Annotated in this window: 14 protein-coding genes; 9 read left to right on the forward strand and 5 right to left on the reverse strand. The window is 34.1% G+C overall.

Going from position 1 to position 18,122, the window contains the following annotated elements; genetic code table 11:
* Positions 1-21: 21 nt before the first annotated feature.
* From dusB to ACNQGO_RS07370, 3 genes are all read left to right on the forward strand, one after another.
* The gene (gene dusB, locus ACNQGO_RS07360; protein ID WP_417947059.1) at positions 22-1,014 is read left to right on the forward strand and encodes a tRNA dihydrouridine synthase DusB; all 993 of its coding nucleotides are present in this window, start codon (positions 22-24) and stop codon (positions 1,012-1,014) included.
* 72 nt (positions 1,015-1,086) lie between these two features.
* Positions 1,087-1,320: a hypothetical protein gene (locus tag ACNQGO_RS07365; RefSeq protein WP_417947668.1), complete on the forward strand. Its 234-nt coding sequence runs from the start codon at positions 1,087-1,089 to the stop codon at positions 1,318-1,320.
* Entirely contained in the window at positions 1,310-1,612 is a 303-nt protein-coding gene (locus tag ACNQGO_RS07370) for a type II toxin-antitoxin system RelE/ParE family toxin (protein WP_417984847.1), read from the forward strand. The genes ACNQGO_RS07365 and ACNQGO_RS07370 overlap by 11 nt, the downstream gene beginning before the upstream one ends.
* A gap of 3 nt (positions 1,613-1,615) precedes the next feature.
* On the opposite strand, the gene ACNQGO_RS07375 is transcribed toward ACNQGO_RS07370, so the two are convergent.
* Entirely contained in the window at positions 1,616-2,815 is a 1,200-nt protein-coding gene (locus tag ACNQGO_RS07375; RefSeq protein ID WP_417984848.1) for an ABC transporter permease, read from the reverse strand.
* A gap of 3 nt (positions 2,816-2,818) precedes the next feature.
* Positions 2,819-3,211 carry a 30S ribosome-binding factor RbfA gene (rbfA, locus tag ACNQGO_RS07380; RefSeq protein ID WP_417984849.1) on the reverse strand — a complete coding sequence of 131 codons (393 nt, stop codon included), beginning with the start codon at positions 3,209-3,211 and terminating at the stop codon, positions 2,819-2,821.
* 305 nt (positions 3,212-3,516) lie between these two features.
* Between rbfA and ACNQGO_RS07385 the strand changes: the two genes are divergently transcribed.
* The 5 genes from ACNQGO_RS07385 to ACNQGO_RS07405 all read left to right on the forward strand — a co-directional run bounded on the left by ACNQGO_RS07385 (position 3,517) and on the right by ACNQGO_RS07405 (position 13,310).
* Positions 3,517-6,687 (forward strand): UvrD-helicase domain-containing protein, encoded by a 3,171-nt coding sequence (locus ACNQGO_RS07385; protein WP_417984867.1) that lies wholly within the window; start codon positions 3,517-3,519, stop codon positions 6,685-6,687.
* A 47-nt stretch (positions 6,688-6,734) separates the two neighbouring features.
* Positions 6,735-7,928 (forward strand): glycine C-acetyltransferase, encoded by a 1,194-nt coding sequence (kbl, locus tag ACNQGO_RS07390; protein WP_417967440.1) that lies wholly within the window; start codon positions 6,735-6,737, stop codon positions 7,926-7,928.
* A gap of 133 nt (positions 7,929-8,061) precedes the next feature.
* Positions 8,062-9,495 (forward strand): OmpA family protein, encoded by a 1,434-nt coding sequence (locus tag ACNQGO_RS07395; RefSeq protein ID WP_417984850.1) that lies wholly within the window; start codon positions 8,062-8,064, stop codon positions 9,493-9,495.
* A gap of 63 nt (positions 9,496-9,558) precedes the next feature.
* Positions 9,559-12,336, forward strand: a complete 2,778-nt coding sequence (locus tag ACNQGO_RS07400; protein ID WP_417984851.1) for a PD-(D/E)XK nuclease family protein — start codon at positions 9,559-9,561, stop codon at positions 12,334-12,336.
* 302 nt (positions 12,337-12,638) lie between these two features.
* Positions 12,639-13,310, forward strand: coding sequence for an ATP-binding cassette domain-containing protein (locus ACNQGO_RS07405; protein WP_417984852.1), 672 nt, complete (start codon positions 12,639-12,641; stop codon positions 13,308-13,310).
* On the opposite strand, the gene ACNQGO_RS07410 is transcribed toward ACNQGO_RS07405, so the two are convergent.
* Complete coding sequence (locus tag ACNQGO_RS07410; protein WP_417984853.1) at positions 13,307-14,089, reverse strand: alpha/beta fold hydrolase; 783 nt, start codon at positions 14,087-14,089, stop codon at positions 13,307-13,309. The genes ACNQGO_RS07405 and ACNQGO_RS07410 overlap by 4 nt on opposite strands.
* Before the next feature lie 107 nt (positions 14,090-14,196).
* Between ACNQGO_RS07410 and ACNQGO_RS07415 the strand changes: the two genes are divergently transcribed.
* Positions 14,197-15,435 carry an AbiH family protein gene (locus ACNQGO_RS07415; protein WP_417984854.1) on the forward strand — a complete coding sequence of 413 codons (1,239 nt, stop codon included), beginning with the start codon at positions 14,197-14,199 and terminating at the stop codon, positions 15,433-15,435.
* Positions 15,436-15,467: 32 nt separating this feature from the next.
* Here the strand turns inward: ACNQGO_RS07415 and ACNQGO_RS07420 are convergent, their stop codons facing one another.
* Positions 15,468-16,268, reverse strand: coding sequence for a TIGR00266 family protein (locus ACNQGO_RS07420; protein ID WP_417944938.1), 801 nt, complete (start codon positions 16,266-16,268; stop codon positions 15,468-15,470).
* 411 nt (positions 16,269-16,679) lie between these two features.
* The gene (locus ACNQGO_RS07425; protein WP_417984855.1) at positions 16,680-17,972 is read right to left on the reverse strand and encodes an aminopeptidase P family protein; all 1,293 of its coding nucleotides are present in this window, start codon (positions 17,970-17,972) and stop codon (positions 16,680-16,682) included.
* Between the last annotated feature and the right edge of the window lie 150 nt (positions 17,973-18,122).

An 18,122-nucleotide genomic window follows, 5' to 3' on the forward strand; every position in this document is an offset into this window, starting at 1 on the left:
AATTTTGCAAAAAAAATTCCCTTGATAAAAATAGGCAACATAGAACTTCCTGATTTTCCCTTACTTCTTGCACCCATGGAAGATGTGAGCGATCCACCGTTTCGTAGATTGTGCAAAATGCATGGTGCCGATATGATGTACTCTGAATTTATTTCATCAGAAGGATTAATTCGGGATGCTATCAAGAGCCGAATGAAATTAGACATTTTTGATTACGAACGCCCTGTGGGAATCCAAATTTTTGGCGGAGATGAAGAAGCAATGGAACTATCGTCAAAAATTGTGTCTACCGTAAATCCAGATATTATTGATATCAATTTTGGATGTCCCGTAAAAAAAGTAGTATGCAAAGGTGCTGGAGCCGGAGTTTTGAAAGATGTTGATTTGATGATTCGGTTAACAAAAGCCGTTATTGCTGGTACCCATTTGCCAGTCACCGTAAAAACACGTTTGGGTTGGGATGACAACTCTATAAATATTGATGAGGTGGCAGAGCGTTTACAAGATATTGGTGTTGCGGCACTAAGCATTCACGCTCGTACCCGAGCCCAAATGTACAAAGGCCATTCTGATTGGTCGCACATTGCCCGAGTAAAAAATAACCCGAGAATAACCATGCCAATTTTTGGTAATGGCGATATCGATTCTCCAGAAAAAGCATTGCAATATAAAAATGAATATGGAATCGATGGAATTATGATTGGTCGTGCCGCGATAGGGTATCCATGGATTTTTGACGAAATCAAACATTATTTCAAAACGGGCGAACATTTAGCTAAACCTACTGTTATTGATCGAGTAGAAGCCGTTCGCAATCACCTCACTTGGGCCATGGAATGGAAAGGAGAACGCTTAGGAATTGTAGAAACGCGTCCGCATTACACCAATTATTTTAAGGGAATCCATTCTTTTAAAACCCACAAGCAAAAATTAGTTACACTAGATCGTCCAGAAGAATTGTTCGCTGCTTTAAATGAAATCGAAGAAGCGTACGTTGGATATGAGGTGGTTTAGATTTTTACATAAAATGTAAAGTCAATTATTTTTCGCTAAGTTTTATTATATTTGTTAGAAATAATTTTGATTATGAGTGTTCAAACCGAAAAATCTTTTTTAATTGATTTACTTCAAAATATCAATGACGCTTCTATCATTCAGAAAGTGAAGAATTTTGTATTGCGCGAAATCGAACCTATTTCTTTGTCAGAAAATCAAAAAAAAGAATTAGACAAAAGAGTATTGGAACATCAAGAGAATCCTACATCAGGAGTAGTTGCACTTGAGTTTTTAGATTCTTTAAAATCCAAATATGAGTTATAACAAACTCATTTTAAATACTATTGCTGCTATCGAAATTGAAAATACAATTGCGTATTATGCTTTAATAAATAAAGGTTTAGCTAAAAAAATCGAAAAAGAAATACGATTTGGCTTTAATGCAATTGCTAAAAATCCTGAAAGTTACCAGTGCCGTTATTTTGAAGTCAGAATATTTTGGTTAGATAAATTTCCATATGGTTTGTATTATATCTGTCAAAATAGCGAAGTGTTTATTCTGGCTTTTTGGCATACTAAAGAAAATATTCCAAACAAGTTGTCTAAAATAATATAATTACTATTCCAACAACTTCTTGCTCACCCGACTGCTCGCAATTAAGGAAGCTATAAATCCAAGCGTGACAATTGTTCCCATGACGATCAGTACGTTTTCAAGAGAGAAAATTACAGGATAAGCTAGTGTAGGAGTAATCATTACAAGCTGAAAATGTTCTTGTAGTAGTACAATTATAATCCCTAAGGTTAGCCCGATAATTCCGCCAAAAACACTCAATAAAGTACCTTGCAGCAAGAATATTTTTCGTAAATCCTTAATTTCAGTTCCCAAATTAAACAAGGTTTTTAAGTTTCCTTTTTTGTCTAAAATCATCATAATCAGTGCGCCTATCAAGTTGAAGAGCGCTACAATAATGACCAATGTAAAGATCAAGTAGACCGCAATATTCTCTGTATTCAACATTTTATAGAGCGATTCGTTGAGTTGCGCCCTATTTTTTACGGTGATTTTACTGTTGAAAATAGTTTGGAGTGCGTCTGTAATGGCACTTTCATCAGCACCAGGCTTTACTTTGATTTCAATTCCAGAAACTTGATTGGTTTTGTATTCTAATAATTCCTGCGCTAAACCTAAATCAGCAAAAACATATTTAGAATCTAAATCTTCGCTAATGGCGTAAATCCCAACAGGAATTAAATCTGTTTTATTAAACGCTTCTTCAGGATTTTCAATGGCACCTTTTCCCGGTTTTGGAGTTAGAACTTCCAATTGCCTGTTGAAATCCAATAATCCCATCGAGAATTTTTGGGCAATTCCATAACCTACAACTACTTGATAGGCATTGGGTTGCAGCCATTGACCATTGAAAAGCTTCTTTTCAATAGCGTTAACCTTGGTGTAATTGAAGTCTACTCCTTTTAAATAAGTAACTTCTTGTTTGTCATCAAAAGTGAATAAAACACGCTCTTCAATAATTTTTGTAAAAGAAACAACGCCGTCAATATTCTTGATTTTACGTTCTTGATCGGGAGAAACAAAAAACGATTTTCCCAGCGTGCTGCTTATTTTTAAATCGGGATCAATTTCATTGGTAAACGATAAACTAAAAACTTTCAGTCCACTAAACACAGATAATACCACAAACAAAGCCATGGCACCCACAATAATACCCATACTAGCAATACGATTGATGATATTGATAGCATTGTTTTTACTATTACTACGAATGTAGCGTTTGGCTATGTATAAAGGGAAATTCAAATGTTATTGAAATCTGCGTTTGTCTAGAAGGTCTCTGTTGTCAATAGGATTATCTCTATTGGCTAGTGCATTGTCAATTTTTTCAATGTAGTCTAGCGAGTCGTCAATAAAGAAAACGAGATTAGGAACTTTACGCAATTGCAAGCGCACGCGTTGCGATAAATCGTGTTTTATATTTTTAGAATTCGACTTTACCGCTTCTAAAATTTCTTTAGCTTTTTCTTGAGGAAAAACACTTAAATGAACTGTAGCCACAGATAAATCTGTAGTTACCGTAACCTTGGATACCGAAATTATCAAATTACTAACTCCGTTTTTTCTCACTTCACCTTGCAGAATATCAACCAAATCTTTTTGGATAACCCCACCTATTTTTTTCTGTCTATTTGTTTCCATGTTGCAAAAATACTACTTTTAAGGTTTATCCCGTAGTTTCAACACAAATTTTAAAAACAACCTAACAATAGTTGTATGTTTAGGAGCTATTTCCTGCTGTTCACTATATCTTTTTATAAGATGATGAAAAATCACCTTATAAAAAGGATGCCGTTTCCATCAGGGCTAGGGAATTTGGGATATTAGAACGCTAATTCTAAATCAGAAATCAAAAACCATAATGTATAAACAACATCAATTTGGAACCTAAAATAAATCCAATTTCTGCTCCCTCTCCTTCGGGAAGTCCCGACGTTTCGGGAAGGGTGGGGAAACCCTCTTTCTCCATTTACGATGCCTCAGCGGGATCTGGAAAAACGTATGCGCTTGTCAAAGAATACTTGAAAATTATACTTGTTGCACCAAAAAATGATGCCTATCGCCACATTCTTGCCATTACGTTTACCAACAAAGCGGTGCATGAAATGAAATCCCGAATTGTGGGTAGTCTTTCTGAATTTGCTAAAGAGGAACCAAGTGCAAAAGCACAGGATCTTATGCAGGATTTATCTATTGATACGGAATTATCTATCATTCAAATTAAAACAAAATCACAGCAAATCATCAAGCACATAATTCATAATTACGCCGCTTTCGATATTTCGACCATCGATAAGTTTACGCATAAAGTGATTCGAGCTTTTGCCCATGATTTGAATTTACCCATGACTTTTGAAGTTACTTTGGACACTGAAAACTTATTGATAGAAGCTGTTGATGCCATCATCGCCCAAGCCGGAGAAGATGAAACATTAACAAAATTACTCATCGATTTCACGATGGAAAAAACCGACGATGATAAATCTTGGGATATTTCTCGTGAAATTCTTGAAACGGGTCGTTTGGTTTTAAATGAAAATAACCGAAATGAAATCACACATTTTCACGGTAAAACGATCGAGGAATTTATCGAAATTAAAAAGAAACTAACAGCTGCCTGCAAAGACTTAGAAAAAGAAACCATTGTTTTTGCAGAAGAAGCGTTGACCTTAATAGATAAAAATGGGATTGATGTAAAATCTTTTTCCAGAGGCACTTTTCCAAATCATATTAATAGCATTCAACAAGGGAAATTCAATCCTAAGAATAAAATGTTTCATGAGTTTGACGATATTGCAATCAATAAAACGGCAAAAGACCGAGCGATTATCGAAAATCTAATTCCTGAATTTTTACAAATTCTATCAAAAGTGTATTCGACTTTCGAGAAAATAAATTTCTATAAAGCATTCCTCAAAAATATTACGCCACTATCGTTATTAAACACTGTCAGTAATGAATTAGCCAAAATTCAGGAAGAACAAAATGTACTTTCTATTTCCGAATTTAATGCGATTATCCGTCGCGAGATTCAAAATCAACCCGCTCCCTTTATATATGAACGATTAGGCGAGCGCTACCGTCATTTTTTTATTGATGAATTTCAGGATACTTCCGAAATGCAGTGGCAAAACCTAATTCCGCTGATTGATAACGCACTTTCTGGCCAGGATGATTATGGAGTAAAAGGAACTTTGATGATTGTGGGTGATCCAAAACAATCTATTTACCGCTGGCGTGGCGGAAAAGCTGAACAATTCATCGAATTGAGTAAAGATAAAAACCCATTCAGTAATCCCGATAAAAGACTCGAACATTTAGATAAAAATTACCGGTCTTATTCGCAGATAATCGAATTCAACAATGAGTTTTTCAAATTGTTATCGAATGAATTTGAGCATTTGGATTACAAAGATTTGTATGAAAATCACAGCCATCAAAAAACAAATAACAAAACGGGTGGTTATGTAAATATTTCATTTATCCCAAAAGTTGAAAAAGCAGATGAAACTAGTGAGGGATCATACGACGAGGAAGGTTTGGATAAAACAGATTTATACGTACTAGCAACATTAAATACAATTCATAAGGCAATTCAGGAAGGTTTTCAGTACGAAGACATTGTTGTCCTGACTAGAAAAAGAAGTCAGGGAATTGCGATTGCTAACTATTTGACAGAGCAAGGTATTCCACTTTTATCTTCAGAAACCCTGATGATTCAAAATGCGACCGAAGTTAGATTGATTATTCATTTATTGAAATACTTGAAAAACAGCTCTGATTTGGAATCTAAAGCAAAATTTCTTCAATATTTAGCACAAAACAGTCAGGATAAATTATCTATTCATGACTTTATTGCTCAAGGCATGGCGTTATTTCAGGAAACTGATTTCGAAAATTGGTTGATGAGTTTTGATGTTTCGCTTTCGTTTCAAAACATCCGAAAAAAATCATTGTATGAAGCGGTTGAGGTTATCATTTCTAAATTTCTTAATCCAAAAATAAATAATGCTTATATTCAATATTTTCTTGATATCGTTCTCGAGCGCGACATTCGGAATCAAGCAGGAATATCTGATTTTTTGAATTTCTGGGATAAAAATTCGGAGAAATTCAGTATTCCATCTCCGGAAGGCACTAATGCAGTTCGGATTATGACGATTCATAAATCGAAAGGATTGGAATTTCCAGTCGTCATTTTTCCTTTTGCCGAAGAAGATTACACGAGAAAGCCAAAAGATAAATTATGGCTCAATGCGGAAGAGCAGGATTTTGGTTTGCCAAAGGTTTTAATTGACAATAGCACTGCTGTAGAAGGTTTTGGAGAAGAAGCTGCTGCTGTTTTCAATCAAAAAAAACAAGAAGAATTGTTGGATAATATCAATGTGTTGTATGTGGCATTAACAAGAGCAGAGGAGCAATTGTATGTTATTTCGAATATGAATTTATCCAGTAAAGGGGAATTTCCGAAGAATAATATGTGTAGTTTTTTCATTAATTATTTGGGTAACAAAGGCGAATTTGATGAAAATAAATTAGAATACGAATTTGGAAATGCGACGAAACTATCTTCAGTAATACAACATGTCGATACTTCAAAAATAATTCCTGTTGTAGCCGAAATTTTAAATCCAAAGAACATAAAAATTGCACAACGAGAAGCTTTAATGTGGGGAACACATCAGCAAGAAGCAATTGAATATGGTAATGTAATTCATGAAATTTTATCTTTTGTTAAAACAAAAAACGATGTTGATTTGGCAATTACAAAGTCTATTGAAAACGGATTGATCACTTTTGGTCAAAAAGAAATAGTTCTTAAAACGATTCACGAAATTGTGAATCATAGTGAATTAGAAATTTGTTTTACAGAGGGAAATACGGTGATGAATGAACAAACTATTATTCAAAAAGAAGGAAATGCAATCAAACCAGACCGTATAGTCGTCGTAAAAAATAACGAGGTTTTCCTGCTAGATTATAAAACAGGAATACACAACGCAAAATACCAGCAACAATTAGAAAATTATCAAAAAGCAATTGAGCTGATGGGTTATAAAGTGATAAAAAAAGCACTTATTTATATCGGAAAAGAAATCGAAGTAGTAAATTTGTAACCATAAAAATGGATAATTCGCAATATTGAACTTTAAAAAACATAAAAATGTACGGAAATATTAAAGAACACCTTCAAGCAGAATTGCAAACTATTGAAGAGAACGGAATTTTTAAAAAAGAAAGAATTATAACTTCACCTCAAGGAGCTGAAATCACAATTTCAACAGGAGAAACGGTATTGAATTTTTGTGCTAATAATTATTTAGGGTTATCCTCGCATCCAGAAGTGGTGCAAGCAGCTAAAGATGCTTTGGACACTCATGGTTTCGGAATGTCATCGGTTCGTTTTATATGTGGTACTCAAGATATTCATAAAACGTTGGAAAAGAAGATAGCTGCATTTTATGGATTAGAGGATACTATTTTATATGCAGCTGCCTTTGATGCTAATGGTGGTGTTTTTGAACCTTTGTTGGGAGAACAAGATTGTATCATTTCGGATAGTTTGAATCATGCCTCTATAATAGACGGAGTACGTTTATGCAAAGCAGCACGTTACCGCTATGAAAACAGTAACATGGAAGATTTGGAGCAACAATTGATCAAAGCAACAGCTGCCGGAAGTCGTTTTAAACTAATTGTTACTGACGGAGTTTTCTCTATGGATGGACTTGTCGCGCCACTAGATAAAATTTGTGATTTAGCCGATAAATACGATGCATTGGTAATGGTTGATGAATGTCATGCAGCTGGTTTTATTGGTGCAACAGGCAAGGGAACTCCAGAAGCAAAAGGGGTAATGGGACGTGTAGATATTATAACGGGAACATTAGGGAAAGCATTAGGCGGAGCTATGGGAGGTTATACCACAGCAAAAAAAGAAATTATCGAGATCTTGAGACAGCGTTCAAGACCGTATTTATTTTCGAATTCGCTGGCTCCTGCAATCGTAGGTGCCTCTATAAAAGTATTTGAATTATTAGAAAAAGATACCACTTTGAGAGATCAATTAGAATGGAACACTAATTATTTCAGAGAGGGTATGAAAAAAGCAGGTTTTGATATTATTGATGGCGATTCGGCAATTGTTCCTGTAATGCTGTATGATGCAAAATTGTCTCAAAATATGGCTGATGAATTACTAAAAAAAGGTATATATGTAATCGGTTTCTTCTTTCCGGTGGTCCCTAAAGATAAAGCAAGAATTAGAGTACAACTGTCTGCAGCACATACAAAACAACACTTAGACAAGGCTATCAGTGCTTTTATTGAAGTTGGCAAAATGTTAAATATTATATAATTTCGAAATGAAGTTATATAATTTACACTTTGGGTAGTTTTTACAAGTTTTTTTTAACTTTTAGTTTTGTAGTTAAAAATTTACGCGTTACTTTTGCTCTTAATTAACTAAATTGTAATTAAAAATTTTAAGTATGAAACATCTTAACAAACTTTTAGTTGCTGTAATGATGGTCATGGGATTAAGTTCACATGCACAAGACAGTAACAATCCATGGGCTATATCCTTTGGAGTTAATGCCGTTGACACTAGAACTAGTGCTGGTGGTGGTAAAAATTGGGCAGACCGTCATTTTTCACAACCATTTGCAGTAAAAGACAACTGGAATATTCTTCCATCTGTTTCTTACTTAAGTGTGTCTAAGTACATAGGGGATAATTTCTCTTTTGGACTTGCTGGTTCCGTAAACAAAATTGATAAATATGTGAATTTTGCTCCAGGTGCTCCTGGTAGTGACTCACGTGGTTATTTAGTTTCTAACCCTGGTGATTTAATGTATTATGGTGTTGATGCTACTATTAAATATAGCTTCATGAACTTAATTAAATCTAAAGTTATTGATCCGTCTTTATCTGTTGGTGGAGGTTATACTTTCTTTGGCGATAGTAGCTACGGAACATTAAATCCAGGTGCAGGTTTGACATTCTGGTTTACTGATAATGTAGGTTTAGAGTTGGCAACTAGATACAAAAAATCTTTTGGTGAAAGAGAAGAAGCAAACGGAACTCCAGATGCTCCATCACATTTTCAACATTCAGCTGGTCTAATCTTCAAATTTGGAGGTAAAGATACAGATGGTGACGGAATATTCGATAAAGATGATGCTTGTCCAGACGTTGCTGGTTTAAAAGAATTCAACGGATGTCCTGATACTGATGGAGATGGAATACAAGATAGTTCAGATTCTTGCCCAGATGTTGCTGGTTTAGCAGCATTGAATGGATGTCCTGATACTGATGGAGATGGTATAGCAGATAAAGATGATGAGTGTCCTAATGAGGCTGGTCCAGTTTCTTTGAAAGGTTGTCCTGACACTGATGGAGATGGCGTAGCTGATAAAAATGACAAATGTCCAACTGTTGCAGGTCCAAGAGAAAATGCAGGTTGTCCTTGGCCAGATACTGACGGAGACGGAGTATTAGACAAAGATGATAAATGTCCACAAGTAAGAGGTACTGTAGCAAACCAAGGTTGTCCAGAAGTTTCAGAAGAAGTAATGAAAACATTAAACAACTACGGTAAAGTAATCTTGTTTGATTCTGGTAAATCTACTTTCCAACAAGGTACTTACACAGTGTTACAATCTATCACTGCAATCTTGAAAGAGTATCCAAACTCAAAATTCCAAATTGAAGGTCACTGTGATAGTGATGGTAGTAATGAACTAAACCAAACTTTATCTGAAAATAGAGCTCACGCTGTTGTAAATTATTTAATTGAAAACGGAATCGCTGAAGACAGATTAAAACATACAGGTTTTGGTGAAACTAAACCAATTGCATCTAACAAGACTGCAAAAGGAAAAGCAGAAAACAGAAGAGTTGAAATTTCTTTGATAAAAGAATAATTTTTCTCAAAATATTTTTTAAAACGCCCCGATTTATCGGGGCGTTTTTTTTATTTTTATGAAATGATAAATTCATCTTTTCTTGATAAGATCGCTTCTGTTTTAATAGAAAGTTATGCTGACAACCTGTATAATACGATTGTTGTTTTACCAAACAAACGCGCTAAGATATTCTTAATTGAAGCCTTAAAAAAACAAGTTACTAGTAACATCCTTTCTCCTGAAATTTTAAGTATTGAAGACTTTGTTCAAAATATCGCAGGAATTAGGACAATAGACCCTATCGAGTTACTTTTTGAATTTTATGAAGTGTACTTGTCTAATACTGAAAAAGGCAATCAACAATCCTTTGAGTTATTTGCCAATTGGGCCAAAACATTGCTTCAGGATTTTAATGAAATTGACCGCTATTTACTAGATCCTTCTCACGTGCTTTCCTATCTGAATGATATTGAAGATATCAAAAAATGGGGAATTGAAATCGAAAATAAAACTCCTTTATTAGAAAAATACATTGATTTTTGGAAGTTGTTACCCAATTATTATAAATCTTTTTATGCCCATTTATTAAATAAAGGAATCGGCTATCAAGGTTTGATTTATCGGGAAGCAGTTAATAATTTAAATTATTTTTCGAGTTCGGTACAAGAGAAAAAATTTGTGTTTGCTGGCTTTAATGCCTTAAATGCAGCCGAAGAAAAAATCATTCAACACCTTATTGTTACTGATCAAGCTAAAATTTATTGGGATGCAGATCAAACGTTTCTTAACGATCCGTATCATGATGCAGGTTTGTTTGTAAGGCGATTTAAAGAAAACTGGAAGCATTACAAATCAAATCCCTTTGAATGGATTGTAGACGATTTTTCACAATCAAAAAATATTCAAGTAATTGGTACACCCAAAACAATAGGTCAGGCTAAAATAGCTGGAAGTATTATTGAGAATGTTATCAATGAATCCCGAAGCCTCGGCACTGATGGGAAGTTGGATAAAGTAGCTGTTGTACTAGGTGACGAGAATATGTTGGTTCCACTTCTATATTCGCTACCCGCTAGCGTTGGAGCTCTAAATATTACTATGGGATATTCAAGTAAGAATAATCCAGCACAGATTTTGATTGCCAAATTATTCAAAATGCACACGAATGCGTTGTCCAGAAATGCCAAAAGTTATGTGTTGTATTACAAAGATGTATTGGATATTTTGACGCATCCGTTAGTAGAACCGTATGCTAAGGCGAATACTCTTGTAAAAATCATAAATCAGAATAATTATACTTTTATCACGCATCATAAATTGATGGAATTGAATGCAATTCCGAGCGAATTATTTCTTCTATTATTCCAAAAATGGGAAAAGGGTTCGATTCCGGTATTAGAGACCATTTCAAAATTATTGCAAACCATAAAAGAAAATTTAAGCAACGATAACGAAGAAGAGAAAATCACGAAGGCTTTTGTTTTTGCTATTTTCAAAGTCATCAATAAATTGACTAATTATTATTCGAAACACACTCATATCGATAAAATAGATATACTTTATGCTATTTACAAACAGGTAATAGATTTAGCTGAAGTATCTTTTGAAGGGGAGCCATTGAACGGTTTGCAGATAATGGGCGTTTTAGAAAGTCGTGTTTTGGATTTTGACACCGTTATTGTCACCTCGATGAACGAGGGGAAATTTCCTGCCGGCAAATCTCAAAATTCATTTATTCCGTATGATGTGAAACGCGAGTTAGGTTTGCCAACATTTAAAGAAAAAGATGCGATCTATACGTATCATTTTTATCATTTGCTACAGCGGGCTAAAAATATTTACTTGCTGTATAATACCGAAAGTGAAGGTCTAGACGCAGGTGAAAAGAGCCGATTTTTAACTCAGTTGGAAGTCGAAAAGCAAAAAAATCATACACTTTCGCACGAAATCTATAATGCTGTTTTACCAGAAACAGCCTATCAACCGATGGTAATTCCAAAATCGGAAAGCGTAATGGTTCGATTGAAAGAAATCGCCGAAAAAGGATTTTCTCCATCGGCTTTGACAAGTTATATCCGTAATCCGATTCAGTTTTATTTCCAGAAAATATTACGCATCATCGAAGTAGAAGAAGTAGAGGAGAATATAGCCTTGAATACTTTGGGAACCATTATTCACGAAACTCTAAAAGTTTTGTACGAGCCATTTATTGGTAAATTTATTTCTGAAAGTGCTATTTTAAATTGTTTCAAACAAATAGACGCTGAGGTTTTAAAACAATTCAAATTAGTTTACAAAGAAGGTGAAATAAAAAAAGGCCGAAATTTATTGGCGTTTGAAGTAGCCAAACGGAATGTTTCTAATTTCCTGAAAGTAGAATTAGAAAGCATTAAAAACGGTGATGCAATAAAAATAATTGCTTTAGAACAAACTTTCGAGCGACCATTACATCATCCTAATTTGCCGTTTCCGGTATTGATAAAGGGAAATGTAGATCGTATTGAAGAGCGCAACGGAGTCATTCGAATTATCGATTACAAAACGGGAAAAGTAGAAAAAGCAAGCGTTACTCTGAAATCTTGGAATCGATTAACGGAAGATATCAAAAGCGATAAAATCATTCAGGTTTTGGCGTATGCTTTTATGTATGAACACGAAGCAAAAGGAAAACCAATTGAAGCCGGAATTATTTCTTTTAAGAATTTAAAAGCAGGTTTTCTCCCATTTAATTTTAAAGAAGACAAAGAAGTAAATTCAATTATAAATGAAGAAATTTTGAGTAATTATTTAGAACAAATGGTTCTTTTATTAAGCGAAATTTTGAATGAAAGCATTCCTTTTGAAGAGAAAATAATTTAAACAAAACTCCCAATCAGAAAATTAGCTAACATCTTCGAGTTTTATAAAAGTACTTTGACGATTAACGTGTCAGTAAGTGCTTTGGCATGGGTTTTTGGTGGATTTGAAACTTTTAAGTATATATTAATTTTTTTTGGTTTCTTCATTAGCTTATTGATAAAAGAGGTGAATGCTAAAAATGAATACCTGTTTTATTATAATAACGGAATTTCTAAAGTGCAGTTGTTTGTGTATGGTTTTATAATGAATATTGTTTTTTCGATGGTCCTGATTTTAGTCATTAATGTAGTTCTCAAATTCGTATGACTAAAAATGTTTTAGAAGTAGATAGTGTACAAAAACAATATGATGGGAAAATCATAGTTTCCGATGTGTATTTGAAATGTGAAACTGCTGATATTATTGGCATTTTAGGAAGAAATGGTTCTGGAAAATCGACGGTATTGAAAATCATTTTCGGAATTGTTACAGCTGATTTTAAATTTGTTCGGGTGGATGGCGTCGTGAAATCAAAAACAAGCGGTTTGCTAAATGAAATTAGCTATTTGCCTCAAGATAATTTTATTCCAAATTCATTTTCGATACAAAGGACCATTCAATTGGCTATTGCCAAAGAGAAGCTACAGGGTTTTTATGCCGATGAAATGATTCAATCGATGTTGAACAAAAAAATAAAACATTTGTCCGGCGGAGAATTACGGTATTTAGAAATTAAATTAATCCTGAACAATGCGTCAAATTTTGTTTTGCTAGACGAGCCTTATAATGGTTTGTCACCTATCATGATTGAAAAAATAAATGAATTAATCACTGCCATGTCCCGTGTAAAAGGAATTATTATAACGGATCATAATTATGAAAATGTGATTAAAGTCTCCACAAAATTGGCGTTGATGAAAGAAGGAAAAATGCACCATTTAAAAGACAAAAGCGAATTGGTGGAAAAAGGCTATTTAAAATCAGGAATGATTTAGATGCTTTTGAAAAAAGCCAATAATACAATCAATAACTGGTCTTGGTTTTCAATGTGGCTCATGTGTCCGTCAGGAAAAGTCACTAATTTTACCGAGGTGTTTTCAATTTGTTCTTTGGTTTCTTCGTAATTTAAAACTGGATCTTTTTCGCCCAGAATCAATAATTTTGAATAAGAGGTTAGATGCAAAAGTACGTCTCTGTCGGGTCTAATTTTCATTCCTTCGAGAGAGGCAACAATTCCTTGAAGCGGGGTTTTTATAGCTTCTTTTTTTACTTTTTCAATTTCTGACGAAAGTCTTTCTCGATTCGTTTCACTGAATAAATTAGCTATAGAAAGTGAAATAAAATTGACGAAAGATTGTTTCACAGCTTTAATCGCTCGGTCCCGATTGATTTTTCGTTCGGCGCTATCGGCTTTTGCGGTCGAGTTTAATAAGACTAATCCTTTTATCGTGTCTGGATATAATTCGGCAAAAGCCAAAGCGACATAACCGCCCATAGAATGCCCGACAAAAATGGATTTCCGTAGGCGCAATTCTGATAAAACAGCGTGGATTGCATCGGCATTATCTTCCATGGTTTGCACGTAACTCAAACATTCCGTTTCTCCATGTCCCAATAGATCAATCGTGATAACACGGTTTTTTTTAGCAAATTCCGGAATGTAAAAATCCCACATGCCTTTGTTTTCCAAGAAACCATGAAGTAAGACAATAGCAGTTCCTTTTCCGGTATCGGAATAAGAGATGTTGGTATTTTTAAAGAGAATTTGTTTCAAAATGGGAAATTTAGTCTGCAAAAGTAGCATTTTATTTTTTTAACTATTTAAGAAATATAAGGGCATATAAGCAATTTACGAATGCGTTTGTATTAAAAATAGTATATTTGAGAAAAGTATTTATAAATATGAACAGACTTGTTATTATTGGAAACGGATTTGATTTGGCGCATGGATTACCGACTTCTTATAAAGATTTTATTGATGATTATTGGAAAAATGTATGTGATACTAAAGGAACTAAAACTATAATAAACCAGAACGATAATTTTGTTACAATTATATGCAAGTTTGGGTATTCATATAATACATCTGAATATGACGCAATTGATAGTTTAAAATCTTATGATGAATTAAAGAATTTTGTAGAAAGGAATATACAAATGAAGTCTGGCGATTTTGTTATTGAGTTTAAAAATTTGTTTTTTAAAAAAATTTCCGAAAACTCAATTGAAAACTGGGTAGATATAGAAAACGAATATTATAAACTTCTAAAACAATGTATAAAAAAAGATAATAATTCAAGTATAATTAAGTTGAATAAGGAATTTGAGGATTTAAAAAAGCTTTTTGAACTTTATTTAATTGAAAAGGTAGAAAAAGAATATAATTTTTCAAAAGATGTAGTTAGAAAATTTATTAATATTTTTGATGTAAATAGGTATGAGAACCTAGAATTAGATAGATTTTTTATGGAAATATCTAAACAAACAGAAATTTTTTTAGTCAAGGAACATAAAGAATATCTAGATAAAAGCAGACCAAGTAAAGGTTATCTTCCTTCGGATGATATTAGTCACAAAGTTGATGTTGAACATCATTTTTTAAGCTTTAATTACACTTCTACTGTTTTTAATTATATAAAAGCACTCGATATGAATTTATATAATCTTAATGAAATTCACGGAAGATTAGAAGATGAAAGAAATCTAATAAATTTTGGTTTTGGAGATGAAATGGATAAGCATTATCAAGAAATTGAAGAAAAAGATGATAACGAATATTTAAAAAATATAAAATCCTTTCAATATTTACATACACCAAACTATAAGCGTCTTTTAAATTTAATTGATAGTGATAAATTTCAAGTTTATATCATGGGTCATTCTTGTGGTTTATCGGACAGAACCTTGCTAAACACTATTTTCGAACACGAAAACTGTTGTTCTATTAAAATATTTTTTCATGAAATTCTTAATGAACAAGGTGAAGTGATAAAGGATAATTATACAGAGATTACTCAAAATATATCAAGACATTTTAACAAAAAGAAATTAATGAGAGAAAAGATTGTAAACAAAACACTTTGTCAACCTTTACCACAAATTCAACTTCCTTTAAAATAAAAAGGCTCTCATTTCTTGAGAGCCCTCAAATTTTAAAATCTGTTATCGCCGTCTATCAATCGGCCTAATCCGCCTAATAAACTTCCTTCGTCACGACTGTTTCCGCCAGCTCTTGGTGCAGATGCGATGATTCTGTCCGCTAGTCGGCTGAAAGGCAACGATTGAATATATACTGTTCCTGGACCGCGAAGTGTGGCATAAAACAAACCTTCCCCACCAAAAATGGAATTCTTGATGCCGCCAATAAATTCAATGTCATAATCAACGTCTTTGGTAAAACCTACGATGCAACCGGTGTCGACTTTTAGGATTTCGCCTTCGGCTAATTCTTTTTTGGCTAATGTTCCTCCAGTGTGTACAAATGCAAGACCGTCGCCTTCTATTTTTTGCATGATGAAACCTTCCCCACCAAATAACCCAGTTCCTAGTTTTTTAGAGAATTCGATTCCAACAGAAACACCTTTGGCCGCGCAAAGGAAAGAATCTTTCTGGCAAATGAATTTCCCTCCAAATTGTGTCAAATCAATTGGAATAATTTTCCCTGGATAAGGCGATGCGAATGAAACTTTACTTTTAGTATTATTCTGATTGATGAACGCCGTCATAAAAAGACTTTCGCCAGTAAGTACTCTTTTTCCGGCGCTTAATAGTTTACCGAACAATCCGTTTTCCTGTCCGGAACCATCGCCAAAAATGGTTTCCATCTGGATGTTATTGTCCATCATCATAAAACTTCCCGCTTCGGCAATTACAATTTCTTGTGGGTCCAGTTCTATTTCTACATATTGCATTTCCTCGCCGTAAATGTGATAATCGATTTCGTGTGCTTGCATGATTTGTACGTTTTAAGTTAGTATTTTAAATGTTTTTACCATTAAGGAATTAAGATTCATTAAGAATTAGAACTTAATTTTTCTTAATTTCTTATTGGTTGAAATTACATATTGAATATACTTTAAAAAATAGTTGTTGTGTTAAATAAGTCGGAAGCGTGATTATAAAGTTACAGCTTTAGAATTGTTTTAACATTTATGTTCTTTTAAAAACGGTGCGCACTTTTTAGCCCTGATGGCAGTGGTATCTCCCGATTTTAAAAAAAAACAAGGCTTTTTAGGCGCAGTTTTTTTGATCGGGAATATAACGGACAGCAGGACTGATTGTGGTTTTGAAAATATAGTATTCTGCTCCCAAAAAAAAGCAGCCTAGATTGCGCTAGACTGCTTGTTATGGATATGTAACATTTATTATGCGTTCATTAATTCTTCGATTTCGTCTACTTCGATAGGGATGTTGCGCATCATGTTGAATGGTTCGCCGCTTTCTTGAACAATAATATTATCTTCTAGTCGAATCCCGAATCCTTCGGCAGGAATATAAATTCCAGGCTCAACTGTGAATATCATATTGGCTTGCATAGGTTCAGTTAGGATGCCGTAATCGTGCGTGTCCAATCCCATGTGATGCGATGTCCCGTGCATGAAATATTTTTTATAAGCAGGCCAATCGAGGTTTTCATTTTGCACATCGGCTTTGTCAATAAGACCCAAACCAAGCAGTTCTGAAGTCATTAATTTCCCCACTTCGATATGGTATTGTTTCCAAAGAGTTCCTGTAGTCAGCATTTTTGTAGCTTCATTTTTGACATTCAGCACGGCATTGTACACTTCTTTTTGTCTCTTACTGTAGCGGCCTGAAACCGGAATGGTACGCGACATATCACTGGAATAATTAGCATATTCAGCGGCAACATCTAGCAAAATTAAATCACCAGCTTTGCATTGTTGGTTGTTTTCAATATAATGCAGCACATTGGCATTGTTTCCGGAAGCGATAATTGGCGTGTAAGCAAAACCTCGAGAGCGATTGCGAATGAATTCATGAATCAATTCAGCTTCGATTTCATATTCGGTTACGTTCGGTTTTACAAAAGGTAATATGCGTCTAAAACCAAGTTCAGTAATGTTACAAGCTTTTTGAATTAAGTCTAATTCTTCGGTTTCTTTTACCGAACGAAGGCGTTGCAATATCGGGTTACTTTTGGCGACAGCATGTGCTGGATATTTGTCTTTCCACCATTTTACAAAACGGGCTTCGCGGGTTTCAGTTTCTACAGTGGCTCTGTAATGCTCATTAGTATTGATGTAAATAGTATCACAATGCGTCATCATTTCGAATAACACTTTCTCGAAATCTTGAAGCCAGTAAACCGTTTTAATGCCGGTTACCTCGTATGCGCGTTCTTTTGTCAATTTTTCACCTTCCCAAATGGCAATGTGTTCGTTGGTTTCTTTCAAGAAAATCATTTCTCGTTGATGCTCATAAGGTGCATCTGGAAATAGCAATAAAATGCTTTCTTCCTGATCTGCCCCACTTAAATAGAAGATGTCGCGGTGCTGTGCAAATGGCAATGTACTGTCTGCCGATACGGGATAAATATCATTGGAATTAAAAACAGCAACGCTATTTGGTTTCATTTGCGCCATGAATTTGGCTCTGTTTTTTATAAATACATTTCGGTCAATTTGATGGTATTTCATTTGTGGTAATTTTTATTTTTTGTTGTAAAATGCAATCTTCAAGCTAGTTTTTAGTGGTAAATAGTATTGATGTCATACAATTATCATAAATAGTAATGATTATTCAAAAATACTAACTTTGAAAGGAACGGTTGTTAATTCGGGTATAAA

Source organism: Flavobacterium frigidum, assembly GCF_048286735.1.
GTDB lineage: Bacteria > Bacteroidota > Bacteroidia > Flavobacteriales > Flavobacteriaceae > Flavobacterium.

Bases quoted from the DNA above. Each gene is read 5' to 3' on its own strand.
- ACNQGO_RS07420 (WP_417944938.1), bottom strand. From the start codon at position 16,268: ATGCAAGCACACGAAATCGATTATCACATTTACGGCGAGGAAATGCAA.
- rbfA (WP_417984849.1), bottom strand. From the start codon at position 3,211: ATGGAAACAAATAGACAGAAAAAAATAGGTGGGGTTATCCAAAAAGAT.
- ACNQGO_RS07405 (WP_417984852.1), top strand. From the start codon at position 12,639: ATGACTAAAAATGTTTTAGAAGTAGATAGTGTACAAAAACAATATGAT.
- ACNQGO_RS07425 (WP_417984855.1), bottom strand. From the start codon at position 17,972: ATGAAATACCATCAAATTGACCGAAATGTATTTATAAAAAACAGAGCC.
- kbl (WP_417967440.1), top strand. From the start codon at position 6,735: ATGTACGGAAATATTAAAGAACACCTTCAAGCAGAATTGCAAACTATT.
- ACNQGO_RS07370 (WP_417984847.1), top strand. From the start codon at position 1,310: ATGAGTTATAACAAACTCATTTTAAATACTATTGCTGCTATCGAAATT.
- ACNQGO_RS07395 (WP_417984850.1), top strand. From the start codon at position 8,062: ATGAAACATCTTAACAAACTTTTAGTTGCTGTAATGATGGTCATGGGA.
- ACNQGO_RS07400 (WP_417984851.1), top strand. From the start codon at position 9,559: ATGATAAATTCATCTTTTCTTGATAAGATCGCTTCTGTTTTAATAGAA.
- ACNQGO_RS07365 (WP_417947668.1), top strand. From the start codon at position 1,087: ATGAGTGTTCAAACCGAAAAATCTTTTTTAATTGATTTACTTCAAAAT.